The organism is Xanthomonas sp. WHRI 7945 (genome assembly GCF_035026585.1).
In genome coordinates, this window is sequence record NZ_JAYIQP010000016.1 from 14,200 (window position 1) to 32,404 (window position 18,205).

9 protein-coding genes are annotated in these 18,205 nt (G+C 71.6%); 2 read left to right on the forward strand and 7 right to left on the reverse strand.

Annotated features, from left to right (window positions below):
* Nucleotides 1-56: 56 nt before the first annotated feature.
* Nucleotides 57-623, reverse strand: a complete 567-nt coding sequence (locus tag VDQ83_RS13820) for a TetR/AcrR family transcriptional regulator (RefSeq protein ID WP_309919947.1) — start codon at nucleotides 621-623, stop codon at nucleotides 57-59.
* 89 nt (nucleotides 624-712) lie between these two features.
* Here VDQ83_RS13820 and VDQ83_RS13825 point away from each other — a divergent pair, with 89 nt between their 5' ends.
* Together VDQ83_RS13825 and VDQ83_RS13830 are read left to right on the forward strand one after the other, a co-directional pair.
* Nucleotides 713-1,456, forward strand: coding sequence for an SDR family NAD(P)-dependent oxidoreductase (locus VDQ83_RS13825; protein WP_455435437.1), 744 nt, complete (start codon nucleotides 713-715; stop codon nucleotides 1,454-1,456).
* A 253-nt stretch (nucleotides 1,457-1,709) separates the two neighbouring features.
* Nucleotides 1,710-2,042 carry a hypothetical protein gene (locus VDQ83_RS13830; RefSeq protein WP_455435383.1) on the forward strand — a complete coding sequence of 111 codons (333 nt, stop codon included), beginning with the start codon at nucleotides 1,710-1,712 and terminating at the stop codon, nucleotides 2,040-2,042.
* 101 nt (nucleotides 2,043-2,143) lie between these two features.
* Here the strand turns inward: VDQ83_RS13830 and VDQ83_RS13835 are convergent, their stop codons facing one another.
* The 6 genes from VDQ83_RS13835 to VDQ83_RS13860 form a co-directional block, all read right to left on the reverse strand.
* Entirely contained in the window at nucleotides 2,144-2,527 is a 384-nt protein-coding gene (locus VDQ83_RS13835) for a type II toxin-antitoxin system RelE/ParE family toxin (protein ID WP_455435384.1), read from the reverse strand.
* Nucleotides 2,528-2,530: 3 nt separating this feature from the next.
* Nucleotides 2,531-2,866, reverse strand: coding sequence for a type II toxin-antitoxin system Phd/YefM family antitoxin (locus VDQ83_RS13840; RefSeq protein WP_455435385.1), 336 nt, complete (start codon nucleotides 2,864-2,866; stop codon nucleotides 2,531-2,533).
* Nucleotides 2,867-3,044: 178 nt separating this feature from the next.
* Nucleotides 3,045-5,048, reverse strand: coding sequence for an exodeoxyribonuclease V subunit alpha (recD, locus tag VDQ83_RS13845; protein ID WP_455435386.1), 2,004 nt, complete (start codon nucleotides 5,046-5,048; stop codon nucleotides 3,045-3,047).
* A 390-nt stretch (nucleotides 5,049-5,438) separates the two neighbouring features.
* Nucleotides 5,439-9,293 (reverse strand): exodeoxyribonuclease V subunit beta, encoded by a 3,855-nt coding sequence (gene recB, locus VDQ83_RS13850; protein WP_455435387.1) that lies wholly within the window; start codon nucleotides 9,291-9,293, stop codon nucleotides 5,439-5,441.
* On the reverse strand, nucleotides 9,290-12,703 hold the full coding sequence (recC, locus tag VDQ83_RS13855; RefSeq protein WP_455435388.1) for an exodeoxyribonuclease V subunit gamma: 3,414 nt from the start codon (nucleotides 12,701-12,703) through the stop codon (nucleotides 9,290-9,292). The genes recB and recC overlap by 4 nt, the downstream gene beginning before the upstream one ends.
* A gap of 967 nt (nucleotides 12,704-13,670) precedes the next feature.
* The gene (locus VDQ83_RS13860; protein ID WP_455435389.1) at nucleotides 13,671-18,191 is read right to left on the reverse strand and encodes a putative Ig domain-containing protein; all 4,521 of its coding nucleotides are present in this window, start codon (nucleotides 18,189-18,191) and stop codon (nucleotides 13,671-13,673) included.
* Nucleotides 18,192-18,205: the final 14 nt, after the last annotated feature.

Genomic DNA, 18,205 nt, shown 5'->3' on the forward strand with positions numbered 1-18,205 from the left:
ATGCGTCCTGCAACTGGCATCCCACCTGATGCCGACCCGGTGCCCGCGACGCCGCCCTAAGCGTGCGGCGTGCGCGAGCCGATGCCCTCGATAAACAACCCGATCAGGTGCGCGATGCGCGTCTTCGGCGAGCCGAGTTGCTCGGTGGCCAGCGAGGTGGCGGTGGCCACCACGACGAGGTCGTCGAAGCTGACGTCGCGGCGGACGACGCCGGATTTCTGCGCGAGCCGCAACAGCCGGCGCCCCTCCTTGCTGATGGCGTCGCACCCCGGGGTGCCGCTCTGCAGCATCGCGCCGAGCGAGGCGGCGAGCCCGCGATAGACGCTGGTGTGCACCACCAGGTCCTCGAGGTACGCGCGCAGCGCGGCCAACGGATCGAGCGTACTGGCGCGCGCGTGGCTGACCGCGGCCAGCGACAGGAAGTGTTCGCTGTAGGCGGCCGCGAATAGCGACTCGCGCGTGGGGAAGCGCCGGTAGAGCGTGCCGATGCCGACGCCGGCGCGCTTTGCGACGTCCTCCATCGACGCCTCGGCGCCGCGCTCCAGGAACACCGCCTCGGCCGCGGCGAGCAGGCGCTCGCGGTTGCGCTGGGCATCGGCGCGCAGGGGGGTGTCGGTGGTCAACGTGGGCTCGTTCGGGATGGCTTGTGGAAACGGAGGCTACCTCCATATACTAAGTGGAGCAATCCTCCACTTACAGAAAGGAACGATTTATGAGCAGTCGATTCGAGGGCAAGGTTGTGGCGATCACGGGCGGCACCGACGGCATCGGGCTGGCGACGGCGAAGGCCTTCGCCGCGGAAGGCGCGCAGGTCTACGTCACGGGACGGCGCCAGGACCGGCTGGATGCCGCCGTGGCGGAGATCGGCCACGGCGCGGTGGGCGTGCAGGGCGACGTGGGCGTGCCGGAGGACCTGGACCGGCTGTACGCGCGCATCCGGCAGGACCATGGTCGGCTGGACGTGGTCTTCGCCAACGCGGGCGTGTCCGAGTCCGCGGCGCTGGGCGAGATCGACGAAGCGCACCTGGACCGCCTGCTCACGATCAACCTCAAGGGCACGGTGTTTACGGTGCAGCAGGCGCTGCCGCTGATGACGGCCGGCGGTGCGGTGATCCTGGCCGGCTCCGCCGCGGGCAGCATGGGCATTGGCGGGCTGTCCGTGTACAGCGCGACGAAGGCGGCCATCCGCGCCCTGGCGCGCACCTGGACCACCGACCTGAAACCCCGCGGCATCCGGGTGAACGTGGTCTCGGCCGGCATGGTCCACACGCCCTCCATGCAGAGCTACCTGGAGCGCAATGCGGGCGCGGAGGATGCGTTGACGCAGATGATCCCGTTCGGCCGCCTGGGCACCTCGGAGGAGATCGCCGCGCCGGTGCTGTTCCTGGCCTCGGACGCGGCGAGTTTCGTCGCCGGGCACGAACTGTTCGTCGATGGCGGGGTCATGGCCGTCTAGCTTGCTGCGTCGGCGGCAGGTCCACCGTTCCAGGCTCGTCGGTCATCCGCACGTGCAGCGGCAGCGGAACTCGAGCGTGATGGCGAACGCTGGGCGAGTCCGGAATGGTGCCGAGCGGGCGATGCACTGACGGTGTCGGACTAGCGTTGCAACGCTAGTCCGACACCGCTGGCGACGCAGCCCCACCCTCTTGACCTCCCATACATCCAGGCTTCCTCATCCTCGCCCCTGACTTTCACACCGGAGCGCCGAGATGACGAAATGGATGGGTGCCGCGCTGGCCGCGGCGATGCTGATGACCGCCTGCGCCAAGGTGGAGGGCGAGAAGTTCGTCGGCCACTGGGTCAACGTGCAGTCGCAGGACGACGTGATGGAGATCGAGCGCAACGGCGAGTCCTTCATGGTGCGCAACACGACGCCGCGGTTCTTCAGCCGCAAGCCGAAGACCGAGAGCTACCCGGCCATCTACAAGGATGGCGTGCTGCAGGTCTCCAACGACGGCGAAACGGTGAACTTCGCCATCGACCACGCCAATGGCCACCTCAGCACCGGCAGCGACGAGTACCAGCGCGTTCCGGCCAAGTGAGCGGCAGCGAACAGGGACGCAGGCCATTGCTCGGCCTGCGATCCCCCACGGGCCGAGGATGAACGAGGACCGGCGTTAGGTGCACGTGCCGCCTGCCGCCATCATCCTCCGGGCCATTGCCTTGCGAAGTCGAACGAAAGCTGCCGGTGGTGCCGGATGGAGAGCAAGTACACCGTGGCGTTGGTCGAGGCGGACGCGTCCACCACCGTGTAGAGCATCACATAGTCGCCATGCAGGTAATCGCGCAATGCATCGGGCGCGCCCACCGGCAACGCGGCCAACTGTGCCAGCGCCTCGGCCGACTGCGGCGGGTTGTCCAGGTAGCGCCGGCCTATGCGTGGGAAACGCCGCAGGTTCGGAATGACTGTGGCGCGCAACTCGGCGAGCAGGTCGTCGAAGGCGGCACCGGCCTGGGCTTCCAGCAGGAACGCCTCGATGGCGTCCAGGCACGCAAGGAAGCTCGCGGTCAGTTCAACCCGGTACAACGGTCAGCTGCGCTTCTTGGCCGCGCGCTTGCCGGCATTCGCCGCACTGGATGCCGCGCGTCGCTGCTGCAGCTGGCCGATGGCCGCGTCCGCTTCGACTGTGCGACCGGCGGCGATGTCGGCCAGGCCGCGCTTGGCATCGTCGATCAACAGCAGGTGGATACGCTCGCGTTCCAGCCGGTGGTAGTAATCCAAGCGGTCGGCGTCGATCAGCGCGACGTAGCTCTCGCCGTTCTTGGTGATGATCTTCTCGGCGCCGGCCTTGACCTGGTCGGCCAGCTCGGAGAGGTTGGCGCGTGCAAGGGTGAAAGGCACCACATCGCGGGCGGAAAAGCCCATGGTCGGCTCCTGGCATTCGGATTACAGAATTCTGTACAGTCATCCTGCCATTGCTTCCGCGGGCCGGCAAGGCAAAGCTATTGTCTGATTCGGCGGCTGCTCTTCGAAAAGCGCTTGCCTGCCTAACACCGCCCCGTCCTGCCGCAGGGGATCACGCCATCGCTTCGGTCCGCCTCCATCAGAACAACGAACCCTGCACGGGCGTGACGGTGGACGTTTCCGCTGCGTGCGTGGCGGGTGCCGCCTCTTGCTCCCCACCCAAGCGCCACGCCAACCCCGAGATCCGTGCCGCATGTCGCGCCAGCGCGGCGCGCAGCACGGCTTCGCTGGCGGCCAGGTGCAGGGTCTGCCGGGCGCGGGTCAGGCCGGTGTAGACCAGCTCGCGGCTGAGCACGCGCACGTCGCGCGTCGGCAGTTGCAGCCAGACTTCCTCGAATTCCGACCCCTGCGCCTTGTGCACGGTCATCGCGAAGGCGCTTTCGTGCGCGGGCAACGCGGCGGGGTGGAAGCCGCGGACCTGGCCGTCGCCCTCGCCTTCGAACCAGGCCACCAGGGCGCCTTGCGCGTCCCTGAGGCAGATGCCGACGTCGCCGTTGAACAGGCCGTGGCGGTAGCTGTTCTCGGTGATCAGCAGCAGGCGGCCGTGGAACCAGGGCGAGGCGGCGCCGAGGCGGCGGGCGCCGGCACCGCTGTCGGCCAGCAACTGTTCGACGCGGGCGTTGAGGCCGCGCGCGCCTTGCGGGCCGGCACGCACGGCGCTGAGCAGGCGCAGGCGCGCGGCGTCGCGCAGGGCATGGGCGGGATCGGCGGCGTCGGCCAGGGCGCGCCAGTGCGCGAGCAGGGCGTCGCGGCGGGCGGCGAGCGGGTCTTCGCTGTCTTCGTGGAAGTGCACGCCGGCCAGCTCGCCGCTGCGCAGCAGGGCCAGGGCGGTGTCGGCGTCGCCGGCACGCACGGCGTCGGCCAGCGGTGCCAGTGCGAAGCCCTGCGCCTGGCGGTAACCGCGCAGCAGGTGCACGCGATGCCCGGACAGGCCGCCGCCGCGGGTATCGGCGTGGGTGTGGCCCAGCAGCGGCTGCAGCGCTTGTGCGTCGTCGGGCTGCAGTGCGTCGCCGGGACCGGCGGCCTGCAGGATGGCGGCGAGAACGTCGCCGGCTTCTACCGAGGGCAACTGGTCGGCGTCGCCGAGCAGGATCAGCTGGGTGCCGTCGGCGACGGCTTCGACCAGCTTGCACATCAGCGGCAGGTCGACCATCGAGGCTTCGTCGACCACGATCAGGTCGAACGGCAGGGGGTTGTCGGCGTCATGGCGGAAGCGCGGCAGGTCGGGGATCACGCCGAGCAGGCGATGCAGGGTGCTGGCGCCGGCCGGCAGCGCGGCGGCCAGGGCCGGGTCGATGCCGCTTTCGATGGCGCGCGCCACGGCGGTGCGCAGGCTCTCGGCCATGCGCTCGGCGGCGCGGCCGGTGGGCGCGGCCAGGGCGATGCGCGGGGCGGCGCTGTCCGTGGCCTGCGCCTGGGCGATGCGCAGCAGCAGCAGGCGGGCGATGGTGGTGGTCTTGCCGGTGCCGGGGCCACCGGTGACCAGCAGCAGGGCGCGGCGCAGGGCGAGTGCGGCGGCCTGGGCCTGGCGGTCGGTGGGGTGGTCGGGCGCGGGCGTGCCCTCGCCCGCCCTTTGGGCACCCTCTCTTCCATGGGGGCTTCCTTCGGTCGCCGATGGGAGCGGGAACAGCTGCGCGAACAGCGGGGCGAGTGCGGCGACGCCGGAGGCCGGCAGCGGGTGCGCGGCGATGCGGCGCAGGCCTTGCGCCAGGCGACGTTCGTATTCGCGGTAGCGGCGCAGGTAGAGCAGGCCGTGCTCCAGCACCAGCGGGCAGTCGGCGGCAGACGGGTCCTCCGCCGCGGGCTGGGCGATCCAGCGCGACGCGGACAGGACGCGTTGCCAGTCGGTCGGGTCCGGGAGTTGCGGCGGCGGGCCGTCGCGCGGGTCGAGCAGGACGCTGGCGCGGGCCGGGTCGAGGCCGGCGTGGCCGCTGGCGACGGCGAGCGAGGCCAAGGCGGCGGCGGACAGGACCAGGTCGGGGGTGTCCGGGGCCAGGCGGCTCAGGGTTTGGGCGAAGGCGTGGTCGAGCGTGCGTAGCGTGCCGCTGCGGTGGAGGGCGGTCAGGAGGTTGGGTTGGTTCACGGGGTGGGCGCTCCGTGGACGGACGTACCCTCACCCCAACCCCTCTCTCCCACGGGGACTTCCTGCGGTCGCCGGGGGGAGAGGGGCTCCAAAGCGGCGCCGGCGGACAGGGCGTCGGCGGCTTCGAGGAGCGCGGGGTCGAAGGCGTCGTCCAGGGTGCTTAGCGCGCCGCTGCTGTGGAGGGCGGTCAGGAGGTTGGGCTGGTTCACGGGGTGGGGGTTCCGTGGGCGGACGTACCCTCACCCCAACCCCTCTCCCGGGGGGAGAGGGGCTCCAAAGCGGCGCCGGCGGACAGGGCGTCGGCGGCTTCGAGGAGCGTGGGGTCGAAGGCGTCATCCAGGGTGCTTAGCGCGCCGCTGCGGTGGAGGGCGGTCAGGAGGTTGGGTTGGTTCACGGGGTGGGGGCTCCGTGGGCGGACGTACCCTCACCCCAACCCCTCTCCCGATGGGAGAGGGGCTTAAGCGGCGCGCCGGCGAACAGGGCGTCGACGGACTCGACCAGGTCGGGGTCGAAGCGCCAGGCGTGCACGCCCGGCGAAGGATCGCGCGTGGCATCCAGGCCGCGGCAGAACAGGTAGCGCACGCCGCCGAAGTCGCGGGCGTAGGCGTAGTTCTCGCCCAGGCGGAAACGCAGCCAGCGGTGCAGCGCGACGGTGTAGATCAACGCCTGCAGTTCGTATTCGCTGTGCGCCATCGCTCGCATCAATGCATCGGCGTCGTAGCTGGGCAGGCGGTTGGATTTGTAGTCGAGCACGTACCAGCGTCCGTCGTGCTGGTAGGTGAGATCGATCAGGCCGGTCATCAGGCCTTCCAGGCGCTGGCGTGCGCCGAACGCCTGGCGCTCGCCGACCACGCCGAAGCGGTGCAGCAGCGTCAGCAGCGCGTCGACGCGGGTGGGCCGCATCGCGAAGTGGAATTCCATTTCGTTGCGGCGTTGCGGTTCGGGCACCGCGGCCAGGTGGGTGCCTTCGGGCAGCGCGACGGTGAGGGTGTTGCCGACCAGGGCGGTGAGCATGGCCGCGCCATCCTCCAATTCGTCCTGGGCGTAGCCGCCGCGTTGCAGCGCTTCGACGATGGCCGCGGTCTGCCCGTCCGGTGCCGGCTGGCCGGGAATCCAATCGCGCCAGGCGGCGAAGTCGCAGCGTTCGAACACGTCGTGCATCGCCACGCCGAAGCGGTTGCCGGCGAAGCGGCGGTCGAAGGCTTCGACGTCCAGCGTGGTCGCAATGGCCTCGCTGGTGGACGGTTCGTCGCTGCCGCCGCTGCCGACGACGGTGGCGCTGGCCATCGGGTCGGTGGCGACGCCGGCATCGGCATTGGCCAGCTGGGTGAAGCTGTACACCCACCAGTCCGGGGCGATGTGCCGCTGCGGCACGCGCGCTGGCGGCACCTGGATCTCGGCGGCCGGCGGCAGGCGCGGCAGGTTGGCCGGCGGCGGCGTGGTGTCGATCGCGATCGCGCCTGTGCCGGCGGCCGCCTGCAACGCATCCAGGTCGGCGACCATCGCCGCCAGCGCGGTGCGCTCGTGCTGGTGGAACGGGCCGGCGGCGATCCACAGCGCGTGCTCGGCGCGGGTCAGGCCGACGTAGAGCAGGCGCGCGTCCTCGGCGCGCTGTTCCTGTCTCCACGCCGCCTCGGCCGTGCTCCAGGCCGGATCGTCGTTGCCGCCGCTCCACTTCGACGTGTTCCAGTGCAGCTGGCGGCCGAGCGGCGGCGCGTGCACGGCGCAATGCCGGCCGGCGCCGCGGTCGCTGCGGCCGATGCCGACGTAGGGCAGGAACACCAGCGGATATTCCAGGCCCTTGCTCTTGTGCAGGGTCACGATCTGCACCCGGCGCGCGTCCGATTCCAGGCGCAGTTGCTGGGTCTCGTCGCTATCGTCGGCATTGGCGATGCGCCGCGCCAGCCAATCGACCAGGCCGTGCGGGCCGAGCGCGCGGGTGTCGGCTTCCTGCAGCAGTTCGGCCAGCTGCAGGTAGTTGGTCAGCCGGCGCTCGCCGTCGAGCAGCGCAAGCAGGCGTTGCGCGTGCGCGGCGCTGAGGTCGCCGATCAGCGCCAGCGGACCACCGCGCTGCCAGCGCTCGCGCCAGTCCAGCGCCTGTTGCTGCCAACGGCGGTGGCGGTCGCCATCGTGTTCCAGCGCAGCGATCGCCGCGGCGTCTTCGCCGATCAGCACCGTCGCCAGCGCCGCGCGCAGGCGGCTGTCGTCGCCCGGGTCGAGCAGCGCCTGCAGCAGGGTCAGCAATTCCAGCGCCTGGTCGGTGGCGAACAGGCTCTGCCGGCCGGCGGCCACCGCGGGAATGCCGACCGCGCCAAGCGCCTGCTGGATGCGGGTGGCCTCGCCATGGCTGCGCACCAGCACCGCGATGTCGCCGGCCTGCACCGGACGGCCGCCGACCATGGCGGTGCCGGCGCGGCCGCCGGCGAGCCAGTCGCGGATCGCGGCGACGCAGGCGGCAGTGCACAGCGCGCGTGCGCGGCCGGCGCTCCAGGGTTTGGGCTTTCCTTTGTCCGGCGGCGGCGGCTCCGGCGCGCGCCACAGGGTCAGCGCTGGCGCGGTGGCGCCGTCGCGCTGCAGCTCGACATCGCTGCGCTTGGTGCCCGGCTGCACCGGGTGGAAGGCGATGCCCTCGGTCAAGAATGCCTGCGCGTGGCCGGCCTGCGCGTACAGCGCCTCGATCGCCGCCAGCAGCGCGGGACGCGAGCGGAAATTGTGCCCGAGCGGCGGCGCCGGTTCGGCGGTGGCGGCCGCGGCCAGGTAGGTCTGCACGTCGCCGCCGCGGAAACCGTAGATGGCCTGCTTGGGATCGCCGATCAGCGCGAGGAAGCGCGCTTGCGCCTGGTCGAGCGGTTCGGTGCCGTGCTCGCCTGGCGAAACGCTGCGCTCGCCATGTTCGTTCGCGGATCCGAACACCGTGGAGAAGATCGACCACTGCCGCGCATCGGTGTCCTGGAATTCGTCCACCAGCGCGATGGCGTACTGCGCACGCAGCCGCTGCGCCAGCGCCTCGCCCTGCGGGCCTTGCAGCGCACGCGCCACGCCGTCGACCAGGTCATCGTAGGTCTGCACGCGGCGCTGGCGCTTGAGCAGGGCCAGGCGCGCGCCGGCATCGTCGCGCAGCGCGTGCAGCAGGCGGATGCGGCGCCGGCCGCGCCATTCCTCCACGCGCGCCAGCGCGGCCAGATAGCCGTCGATGGCATGGCTCAGCGGCGAGGCCGGGGTGCGGTCGACGAATTTCTTGTTGGTGCCGGCGGCCAGTTCCGCGGCGGTCAGCTTGATCAGCTTGGGGTGCGGCGGCAGGCCCTGTGCGGGCGCGGCGGCGAATCCGTCGAACCAATGCCAGAGCGCGGCCAGCCAGTCGGGCTTGTAGCTGACCTTGCTCAGCACGCCGCCGTCGATCGCGGCCATGATGGCGTCGAAGAAGGCGACGCCATGGGCCTGGAACTCCGCGGCCAGTGCGCTGCCCGCCGCTTGCGCCGCCTGCAGCAACGCGGCGGGATCGTCGGCGGTGGTGGCGACCGCCGGCAGCAGCTGCGGATGCCGCACCAGTTCGCGCAGGTCGCTGGCCAGCGCCTCGGGACCGCCCGGCCACAGCGCGACCAGGTCCTCGGCCATCGCCGCGTCTGCGGCGCGCTGGCGCCACAGGTCGGCGGCGACTTCGGCCAACAGCTCGCGGTCGTTGGCCAGCAGTTCCGGCGCGGCGAAGGCCTGGCCGCTCTCCAGCGCGTGCTCGCGCAGCACGCGGGCGCAGAAGCCGTGGATGGTGAAGATCGCGGCGAGGTCGATTTCCTCCACCGCCTGCTGCAGGCGGCGGCGCAGGGCGGCGGGGGTTTCGCCGCTGGCGGCCAGATGCGCGGCAAGGATGGCGCGGGTGAGAACAGCGTCGGGCGTTTCCTGTAGGAGCGGCTTCAGCCGCGACGGGTCGTTTGCGATCTCGGTCGGTGACAGGTCGTCCGAACTCTCTGTCGCGGCTGAAGCCGCTCCTACAGGGAGCGCTGGGGCATCGGGCACCAGCGTCGCCGCCAGCGCCAGGCGCTCGCGGATGCGCCGGCGCAGTTCCTGGGTGGCGGCCTCGGTGAAGGTGACGGCGAGGATCTGGCCGACGCGCAAGCGGCGCTCGACCACCAGCCGGGTGAACAGCGTGGCCAGGGTGAAGGTCTTGCCGGTGCCGGCGCTGGCCTCGATCAGGCGCACGCCGTGCAGCGGCAGGGTCAGGTACGGGTCGTCGGCGAGCGGTCCGCTCATTCGGCGTCCTCCTGCGCGCCGCGCCACTGCCGCCAGCTCTCCGCCAGCCGCGCCGGATCCAGCGCGCCGCCGGGGTCGCCGCGTTCGAGCAGCGCATACAGCCGGTGGCTGGTGGCGGCGAATTCGGCGAAGCGCTGCGCATCGGCGAACGGGTCGCGGCCGCGATGCACCAGGCGCAGTTCCGGACTCGTCGCTTCGCTCCAGCCGAAGCTGGCCTGCCACTGCGCGGCGGCGTCCTTGATCGCCTTGTCGAGGTCGTCGTCGCGCGCGGCCTGGTGGTATTTCCAGCTGCTGTACGGGGCGAACGCCAGCGGCGCCTGCTGGCCCTGCCGGTACAGCTGCAGCAGCTCGGCCAGCGCCGCCTGCGCCTGTGCCTGCGACAGCGGTTCGGCCGCGTTGGCGTCCATCGGATGCGGGCCGAGGCTGTCGTCGTCTTCGAAGAAGCGCACGTAGTCGGCGCGCTCGCCGGCGGCGCGCAGCAGCAGCCACTCCAGGCCGTGACGGATCGCCGCGCGGCCGCTGACCGCGCCGACCTGCACCCGGCCCACGCCGTTGGCGTACCAACCCGGCAGGCGGCCGTGCAGGTCGATGTCGTCGATCCGCACCTGCAGCCGCTGCGAGCGTGCCGGCGCGTCGCCGCGCCACTGCGCGAACGCTTCAGCGTACGGGCGCAGCTGGCGCAGGCGCTCGTCGAGCAAGCGCCGGCCGAGCGGGCCTGACGGCAGCAGCGCGCGCGCGCGCAGGCGCTCGTACAGGCCATCGACGGCGCCGGCGAGCACCGCCTCCAGCACCTGTTGCTGCAGGCCGTACTGGTCCAGCCCGCCGCTCGGCGCCAGCAGCGGCTCCAGGTCGCTGTCCTCGCCGGCCGGATCGGGCAGGCGCATGCCCAGCCGATGGCGCAAGAACTGCCCGGCCGGATCGGCGAACAGCCGGCGCAGGTCGTCGATCGACACGCTTGCCGGCAGCGCCATGGCGTCCGCCGGCAACGCGCCCACGACCCATGGCGCCAGCGGCTGGCGCTGCCCGGCCAGGCTGTCCACCGCCGGCCGCCATTGCCGGCGGTAGCTGAAGCGGCGCGGGTCGGCGCCGTCCTCGCCGAGCGCGCCGAACGCGGCGGCGGCGAACGGCTGCAGCGGATGGCGCACCACCAGCGCGTCGATGGCCTTGGGAGCGGCGTGGTACTGCGCGGCGCTGGCCAACAGTTCGCTGACCAGCACCGACGGCTCGCGCGGCGTGCCGTCGCGCGCATCGGCGCCCAGGTAGCTGAGGTAGAACACGTCCTGCGCCGAGGCGAACAGCTGCAGGAACAGGAAGCGGTCGTCCTCGCGGGTGGAGCGGTCGCCGTGGCGGCGGCGCTCGCTGCCCAGGTCGGCGGTGAGGCGATTGAGCCCGGCGGCCGGGTCGCGGCGCGGGAAGTCGCCGTCGTTCATGCCGAGCAGGCAGATCGCGCGGAACGGCAGCAGGCGCATCGGCACCATGCGGCCGAAACTGATGCCGCCGGTGAGCAGCGGCGCGCGCGTGTCCGATTCGCCCAGCACCGCGGCGAAGTGCGCGCGCACCACCTCGGCCGGCACCTTGCCGGCGTAGTCGGCGCGCGCCGCGTCGCGGGCGAACTGGTCGATCAGCGTGCGCAACCGTTCCAGGGCGCGCTGCGCGCGCGGGGCCGACGGCGCCTGCGGGATCAGCGCGTCGAGCAGGCCGAGCAGGCATTCGCGCCAGTCCGCCGGGCTCATCGGCTCGGCCAGCATGGCCTGGTGGCGGTCCAGCACCCGCAGCAGCCGCAGCAGCGTGTCCAGCGCCAGCAGCGCGCTGCCTTCCAGCTGCGGCCATGGCGCCACGCCGGCGATGTCGTCCTCGGCGCCGCTGGCGTGGCCGAGCAGCAGCCGGTCCAGCGCGAAACGCCAGGTGTAGGCGTCGTCGCCGGGCGCCTGGTGCTGATGCCGATGCGCGGCATCCAGTCCCCAGCGCGCGCCGGCGGCGTGCAGCCAGCCGCGCAGGCGTTCCAATCCGGTTTCGTCCAGCCCGGCCGCCTCGGCGATCGGCGCGCTGGCCAGCAGGTCGAGGATCTCGTGCAGGCCGAAGCGCGACAGCGGCAGGCCGAGCAGGGTCAGGAACACCTCGGCCAGCGGCTCGCTGGCCAGCGGACTGGCGTCGGCCAACGCGTAGGGCAGCGCGTCGTCGCTGCCGTGGCCGCCGAACACCGCGTCCAGGTACGGCACGTACGGGTCGATGTCCGGCGACAGCACCGCGATCTCGCGCGGCTGCAGCGGCGGATCGAAGCGGGGGTCGTCGAGCAAGGCGCGCAGCTGATCGTGCAGCACCTGCAGTTCGCGCAGGCGGGTGTGGCAGGCGTGCACCTGCAGGCTCGGATCGGCCAGGTCGACCGCCGGCAACGGCGGCGGCACGGCCGGCGCGCGGCGGTGGAACAGGTCGCTCTGCATGCGCCGCAGCAGGCTGTCGCCGAGGCCGCCGTCGGCGAGCGCGCGTGCGCCGGAGGCCAGCGGGTCGGCGTAGACCGCGATTTCGGCCAGCGGATGCACCACTTCGTAGTCGCCGACCAGCGCCATGAAGTCGCGCCCGGCCGCACCCCAAGCCTGCAGCAGCGGATTCTCCTGCACCTGCTCGGCGAACAGATCCACCGCCCCGTCCTGGCGGCGGCGCTGCCACAGCGTCTGCAGGTCGCCCCAATAGCCCTGGGTCGGCGTGGGCAGGTAGAAGTGCAGCGTGCCCATGCGCGCCTGAGTGGCGAGCACGCGCAGCACGTCCGGGGAGACGTTGAGGATGGCGAAGGCGAACAGCCGCCGCGGCAGTCCTTGCGGCAACGGGCCGTCGGGGCGCGCGTAGCGGTCCAGGTACTGGCCGATGCGGCGCGCGCGGTACTGGCGGCCACTGGCGATCCGGCGCCACAGCCGCGCCTGCGGGTCGTCCGCGTCGGCGCCGCCTTCCCAGCGCAGCAGCCAGTCGCGGCGCCAGGCCTGGTACTTCTCGAACACGTTGCCCAGCTCGCCGGCCAGCGCCCAGGGCTTGAGCGCGTCGCCGTCGGCCAGGTAGCCGGCCAGCGGGGCGAGCGCCGCATCGCTGCCCAGGTCGGCCTGCAACGCCGCGTACAGCCGCCACTGGGTGGTGGCCATGTCCAGGTCGTCGGCGGCCGGGCCGAGGTTGGCCTCCAGCGCGCGCGCGACGAATTCGCCGGGGGTCAGGAATTCCAGGTTCGCGGCGACGCCGTGCGCAGCGGCGAGCGTGGACTGCAGCCAGCGACGCATCGCCACCTGCGGGATCAGCACCACTTCCGGCGTCAGCAGCGGCTGTTCCGGCACCGGCCGGCGCAGCTCCTCGGCAAGCAGGGCGGCCAGGGTATCCAGCGCATTGGACGGATACAGGCGGAAGTCGGGCGCGGAGGTGGCGTGCATGCGTGCGGCATTGTGCCGGATGCGCGGGTGCGGTGGCGTTGCGGGATGGTGGTGGCTGGCTGTTCCTTCTCCCACCGGGAGAAGGTGCCCCGCAGGGGCGGATGAGGGTGCGGGCGAAGCCTCATGCACCCAAACTCCGCGAGACGCTTCGCGCCGTACCCTCACCCCAACCCCTCTCCCGAGGGGAGAGGGGCTACGGCTGCTCCCTTCTCCCACCGGGACCATGGCCCCCCCTTTCGGGAGAAGGTGCCCCGCAGGGGCGGATGAGGGTACGGGCGCAGCCTCGTGCACCCAAACTTCGCGAGACGCTTTCGCGCCGAACCCTCACCCCAACCCCTCTCCCGGTGGGAGAGGGGCTACGGCTGCTCCCTTCTCCCACCGGGACCATGGCCCCCCTTTCGGGGGAAGGTGCCCCGCAGGGGCGGATGAGGGTCGGGCGCAGCCTCATGCACCCAAACTCCGCGAGACGCTTCGCGCCGAACCCTCACCCCAACCCCTCTCCCGGTGGGAGAGGGGCTACGGCTGCTCCCTTCTCCCATCGGGACCATGGCCCCCCTTTCGGGGGAAGGTGCCCCGCAGGGGCGGATGAGGGTACGGGCGCAGCCTCGTGCACCCAAACTCCGCGAGACGCTTCGCGCCGAACCCTCACCCCAACCCCTCTCCCGACGGGAGAGGGGCTACGGCTGCTCCCTTCTCCCCTCGGGAGAAGGTGCCCCGCAGGGGCGGATGAGGGTACGGGCGCAGCCTCGTGCACCCAAACTTCGCGAGACGCTTCGCGCCGGACCCTCACCCCAACCCCTCTCCCGGTGGGAGAGGGGCTTGGCTTCTTCCTTCTCCCATCGGGAGAAGGTGCCCCGCAGGGGCGGATGAGGGTACGGGCGCAGCCTCGTGTACCCAAACTCCGCGAGACGCTTCGCGCCGGACCCTCACCCCAATCCCTCTCCCGAGGGGAGAGGGGCTTATCGCGTCAGTACTTCTTTTCCACGTTGAACATCCAGGTCTGGTCGCTGCCGCTGTCGCCGTCGGTCACGCCGCGGTATTCGACGCGGGTGGACAGGCCTTGTTCGGTGGTGAACACCGCGCCCAGCCCCAGCATCAGCCGGTTGCGGTCGAACACGCTCAGCCCGGTGCGGTACAGCGGGCCGCCGCTCAGGTCGGCGTAGCTCAGCGTGGCGTCGCCGCGGCCCTGGAAGTCGCGCTGGTATTCCACGCGCAGCTGCGGGGTGAACTGGCCCCAGGACATCTCGCGCCGCCACTCCAGGCGCAGGCCGAGGTTGCCGGTGGTGGTGGACACGTCCATGTCCGCGTAGTGCAGCGCGTACGGCGCCATCGCCGCTTCGCTGTAGGCGTCCAGCGTGGCGCGGGCCATGTCCACCCGCGCATATGGGGTGATCTGCCAGTCGCCGCGCTGCAGGTCGGCGCCGGTGGACACCGATGCGATCCACTGGCTGCCGTCGCGGCCGCCTTCGGCCAGTTCGCCGTTGTCGGTCACGTAGCGGCGCAGGTCGTAGGACAGCAGCTGGTAGCCGACCAGGGTGTCGAAGAAGAAGTGCTGCCCGGGATGGACGCTGGCATACAACGCCAGCGTGTACGCGGTCGCCTTGCTGCGGCTGCCGTTCCTGCCGACGTCGCTGTCGTCGCGGCCCCAGCCCAGCCCCGCGCCCAGCGCCAGCCAGTCCGATGCCCGGTAGTCGGCACCCATGCTCAGGCCGTCGGACTGGAAGTCCACGCCGGCGCGCTGCGCCTGCTTGTCCAGGCTGCCGGAGCGGATCGCACCGCCCACCCACAGGCCGAGGTCGCCGTCGACCGCGGTCCTGGCGGTCGGCGTGCGCGTGGCCGCCGGATCGCCGGCGTCCATCGCCGTATCCGCATCCCAGGTCGGCTGGCTGCACGGCTGCGCCGTCACCCCGCGCTCGGCCTGGCGGCAGTGCGAGCTGGCCTGGAAGCTCAGGCCGTTGTCGAAGCTGCGATCGCCGCGGTGGGTCGCCTCCAGCCGGCGCTGGAAGTTGTCGATCTGCGCCTTGGCGAAACGCCGGGTCGACTCGGCCTGTGCATCGATCAGCCCGCGCACTTCCGCATCCAAAGTCGGATCCGGGCGCGGCGCGACCACGAACACGATGGCCGCTTCGGCCGACGTCGCATAGGCGTTGGACAGGGTGAAGCGCACCGTGGCCTGGCCGGAGAACGCCGGGTTCGGGGTGAAGGTCATGATGAAGCTGGGGCCATCGGCCGCGGCTGCGGTCGGAACACCAGCCGCCGCCGCGCCGCCGCTGCGGGTGATGGTTGCGGTGCCGGCATTGGCCGGCATGATCGCCACCAGCGCGGCGGCCACGAACGGCCCACCGGTCGCGTTGCGGGTCAGATCAACCGTCTGCGCTTCGCCGGACACCGCCTGCATCGTCGCCGACGCCGCGACAGGACGCGCATTGACGGTGATGGTGACCGTGGCCGGCGCCGAGGTGCCGCCGGCGCCGGTGGCGGTATAGCTCAGGGTGTCGGCGCCGACATAGCCGGCGGCCGGCGTGTACATCAGCTGCACGCCGTTCACCACCGCGGTGCCGTGGGTCGGCGCCGTCGTCACCGCGATCGTGTCGATGCTGCCGGTGTCGTTGCCGGTCACCGCCAGGGTCAGCGCGGTCTCGACCAGCGTTGCGCCGCTATCGTCCACCGCCACCGGCGCCGGCACCGCCGCGGCGATCGCCACGGTGTAGGCCTGTGCCGCGGTGAAGCCGTGCGCATCGGTGACAGTCACGGTGAAGGTAGAGCTGGCGATGGCGGTCGGGGTGCCCGAGAGCGCGCCGCCCGCGGCCAGGGCCAGCCCGGCCGGCAAGGTGCCGGCGCTGACCGCGTAGCTGTACGGCGCGGTGCCGCCACTGGCGCTCAGGGTCTGGCTGTAGGCGTTGCCGACCGTGCCTGACGGCAATGTCGGCGGCGCGACGCTCAGCGTCGGCGCGGCGATCGACAGCGTGTACGCCTGCGCCGCAGTGAAGCTGCCTGCGTCGGTGACGGTCACGGTGAAGGCGAAGCTACCGGCAACCGTCGGGGTGCCCGCCAGCGCGCCACCGGCCGCGAGGCTCAGCCCGGTCGGCAACGCGCCGGCGCTGACCGCGTAGCTGTACGGCGCGGTGCCGCCGCTCGCACTCAGCGTCTGGCTATAGGCGCTGCCGGCCGTACCGGTCGGCAGCGTCGGCGGCGCGATGCTCAGCGTCGGCGACACGATGCTCAGGCTGTAGCTCTGGCTCGCCTGCCCGGCGCTGCCGGTGGTGCTGTCGGTCGCGGTCAGGCTGAAGTTGAAATTGCCGGCCACGGTCGGCGTGCCGCTGAGTGCACCGGTCGCGCTGTTGACCGTGACGCCGGCCGGCAATGCGCCGGCGCTGAGCGTATAGGTGTACGGCGCGATGCCGCCGGTCGCCGGGTTGATGGCGGCCGTGTACGCCTGGCCGGCAGTACCGCCCGCCAGGGTGGTGGCCGGCAGGGTGAGCGTCGGGCTGGCCACGACCAGCGCGTAGGCGCGGTTGCCGCTGGTGGGGCTGCCGCCGCTGTCGGTGGCGGTCGCGGTGAAGTTGAAGCTGCCGCTGGCGGTCGGCGTGCCGGACAGCACGCCGGCGGCGCTCAAGGTCAATCCGGCCGGCAATGCTCCCGCGCTGATCACGAAGGAGTAAGGCGCGGTGCCGCCGCTGGCACTCAGGTTCTGGCTGTAGGCGGTGCCCGCCGTCGCCGATGGCAGCGACGCCGGACCGACAGTCACCACCGCATCGTCGTTGGTGATGGTGCCGGTGCCGGTGGCGCGGGCGATGCCCGCGTTGCTGGCGCCGGACAAATCGACGCTGAAGGTCTCGTTCGGCTCGACCGCGGTATCGCCGTTGACGGTGATCGCCACGCCTTGCGCGGTGGTCCCCGGCGCGAAGGTCAGCGTACCGACGCGCGCGACATAGTCGCTGCCGGCGGTGGCGGTGCCGTCGGCGCTGGCGTAGTCGACCGATACGGTCTGGCCGCTGGCCGCGCTCAGGCTCACCGTGAAGGTGGCCGTGGTGGTGCCGCTGTTGCCTTCGTTGACGCTGACATCGTCGATCGACAGCGTCGGCTGCGCATCGTCGTTGACGATGGTGCCCTGGCCCTGGGGGTCGCTGACGCTGGCGCCGCTGACGTTGCTGACGTTGACGAAGAAGTTCTCGTTGGCTTCGTTGAGCGAGTCGCCGTTGATCAGCACGGTGAAGGTGCCGCTGCTGCTGCCGGCGGGGATGGTCTGCCCGGTCAGGCTCGAGGCGACGTAGTCCACGCCCGCAGTGGCGGAGCCATCGGCCGTGGCGATGTCGAAGCTGACGCCGCCGGCGCCGGCCGGCTGGCTCAGCGAGACGGTAAAGGTCGCGTTGCTGGTGCCGGCATCGCCTTCGTTGAGGCTCACATTGTTGATGCTCAGCGAGGGCACATCGTCGTTGGCGATGGTGCCGGTGGCGCTATCGGGCGAACCCACGCTGTAGCCGCTGCCCGCGGCCAGGCTGATCACCACGGTTTCGTCGGGTTCGACGGTGCCGTCGGCGGTCGGATTGATGGTGATGGTGCCGATGGTCTGGCCGGCGCCGATCACCAGCGGCGAGCTCACGGCCGCGTAATCGGCGCCGGACGTGGCGCTGCCGCCGACGCTGAAGGCGACCGACGTCGCGTTCACCGGGGCCTGGTCGAGCGTGACGGTGTAGACCAGGTTGGTGGCGCCGTCCTCGGACACGCTGGCCGGGGCCACCGCGATCGACGCGCTGGGCACGTCGTCGTCGAGGATGGTCGCGGTCGCCGCGGACGGGCTGCCGATGCCGTAACCGCTGCCGCTGACCACGCTCATGATCACCGTCTCGTCCGCTTCGACGGTGCCGTCGGCGATCGGCGTGATGGGGAACGTGGCGGTGGTGGTATTGGCCGGAATCACGACGCTGCCCACCGCGCCGTTGTAGTCCCCCCCGCTGGTGGCGGTGCCGCTGGAGGCGATGTTGACCGTCGTCGCCGAATTGCTGGTCTGGCTCAGCGTCACCGTGTAGGTGAAGGCCGCGCCGCTGTCTTCGTTGCGGCTGGCCGGCGCGACCGCGATGCTGGCCGATAGCGCAGGAACGACGGTGATGTTGACGGTAATGGTGTTGCTTTCTCCATCCTCCAGCGGAAAGCTGTCACTGGCGGTGGAAATTCCGTCGTGGGTATAGGTGACGATCTGGGTGCCCTGCGGGCCGCTCGGGTTCGGCACGTCGAGCGTGCCGTGCGCCGGCTGCACGCCATCCCAGCCGACGCCGATGTCGTAGATTCCCGTGCCGTCGCAGGTGGTGACGTCGATCTGCACCGAGCCGCCCTGCACGACGCTGGTATTTATCGTCGGACAGAACTGGGAGGGCGCCGCTGCAGCCGCTCCGGAATACAGCGTTGCCACCAGCAACAAGGCGAGCATTATCGGCCAGCGCGAGGCAACGCGCGCCCAGCCGAAAGAGACGGTGCATTTCGTAGACATATTCCATTTCCCCA

Coding starts and splice junctions, on each gene's coding strand:
- recC (WP_455435388.1), bottom strand. CDS start 12,703: ATGCACGCCACCTCCGCGCCCGACTTCCGCCTGTATCCGTCCAATGCG.
- VDQ83_RS13825 (WP_455435437.1), top strand. CDS start 713: ATGAGCAGTCGATTCGAGGGCAAGGTTGTGGCGATCACGGGCGGCACC.
- VDQ83_RS13830 (WP_455435383.1), top strand. CDS start 1,710: ATGACGAAATGGATGGGTGCCGCGCTGGCCGCGGCGATGCTGATGACC.
- recB (WP_455435387.1), bottom strand. CDS start 9,293: ATGAGCGGACCGCTCGCCGACGACCCGTACCTGACCCTGCCGCTGCAC.
- VDQ83_RS13860 (WP_455435389.1), bottom strand. CDS start 18,191: ATGTCTACGAAATGCACCGTCTCTTTCGGCTGGGCGCGCGTTGCCTCG.
- VDQ83_RS13840 (WP_455435385.1), bottom strand. CDS start 2,866: ATGGGCTTTTCCGCCCGCGATGTGGTGCCTTTCACCCTTGCACGCGCC.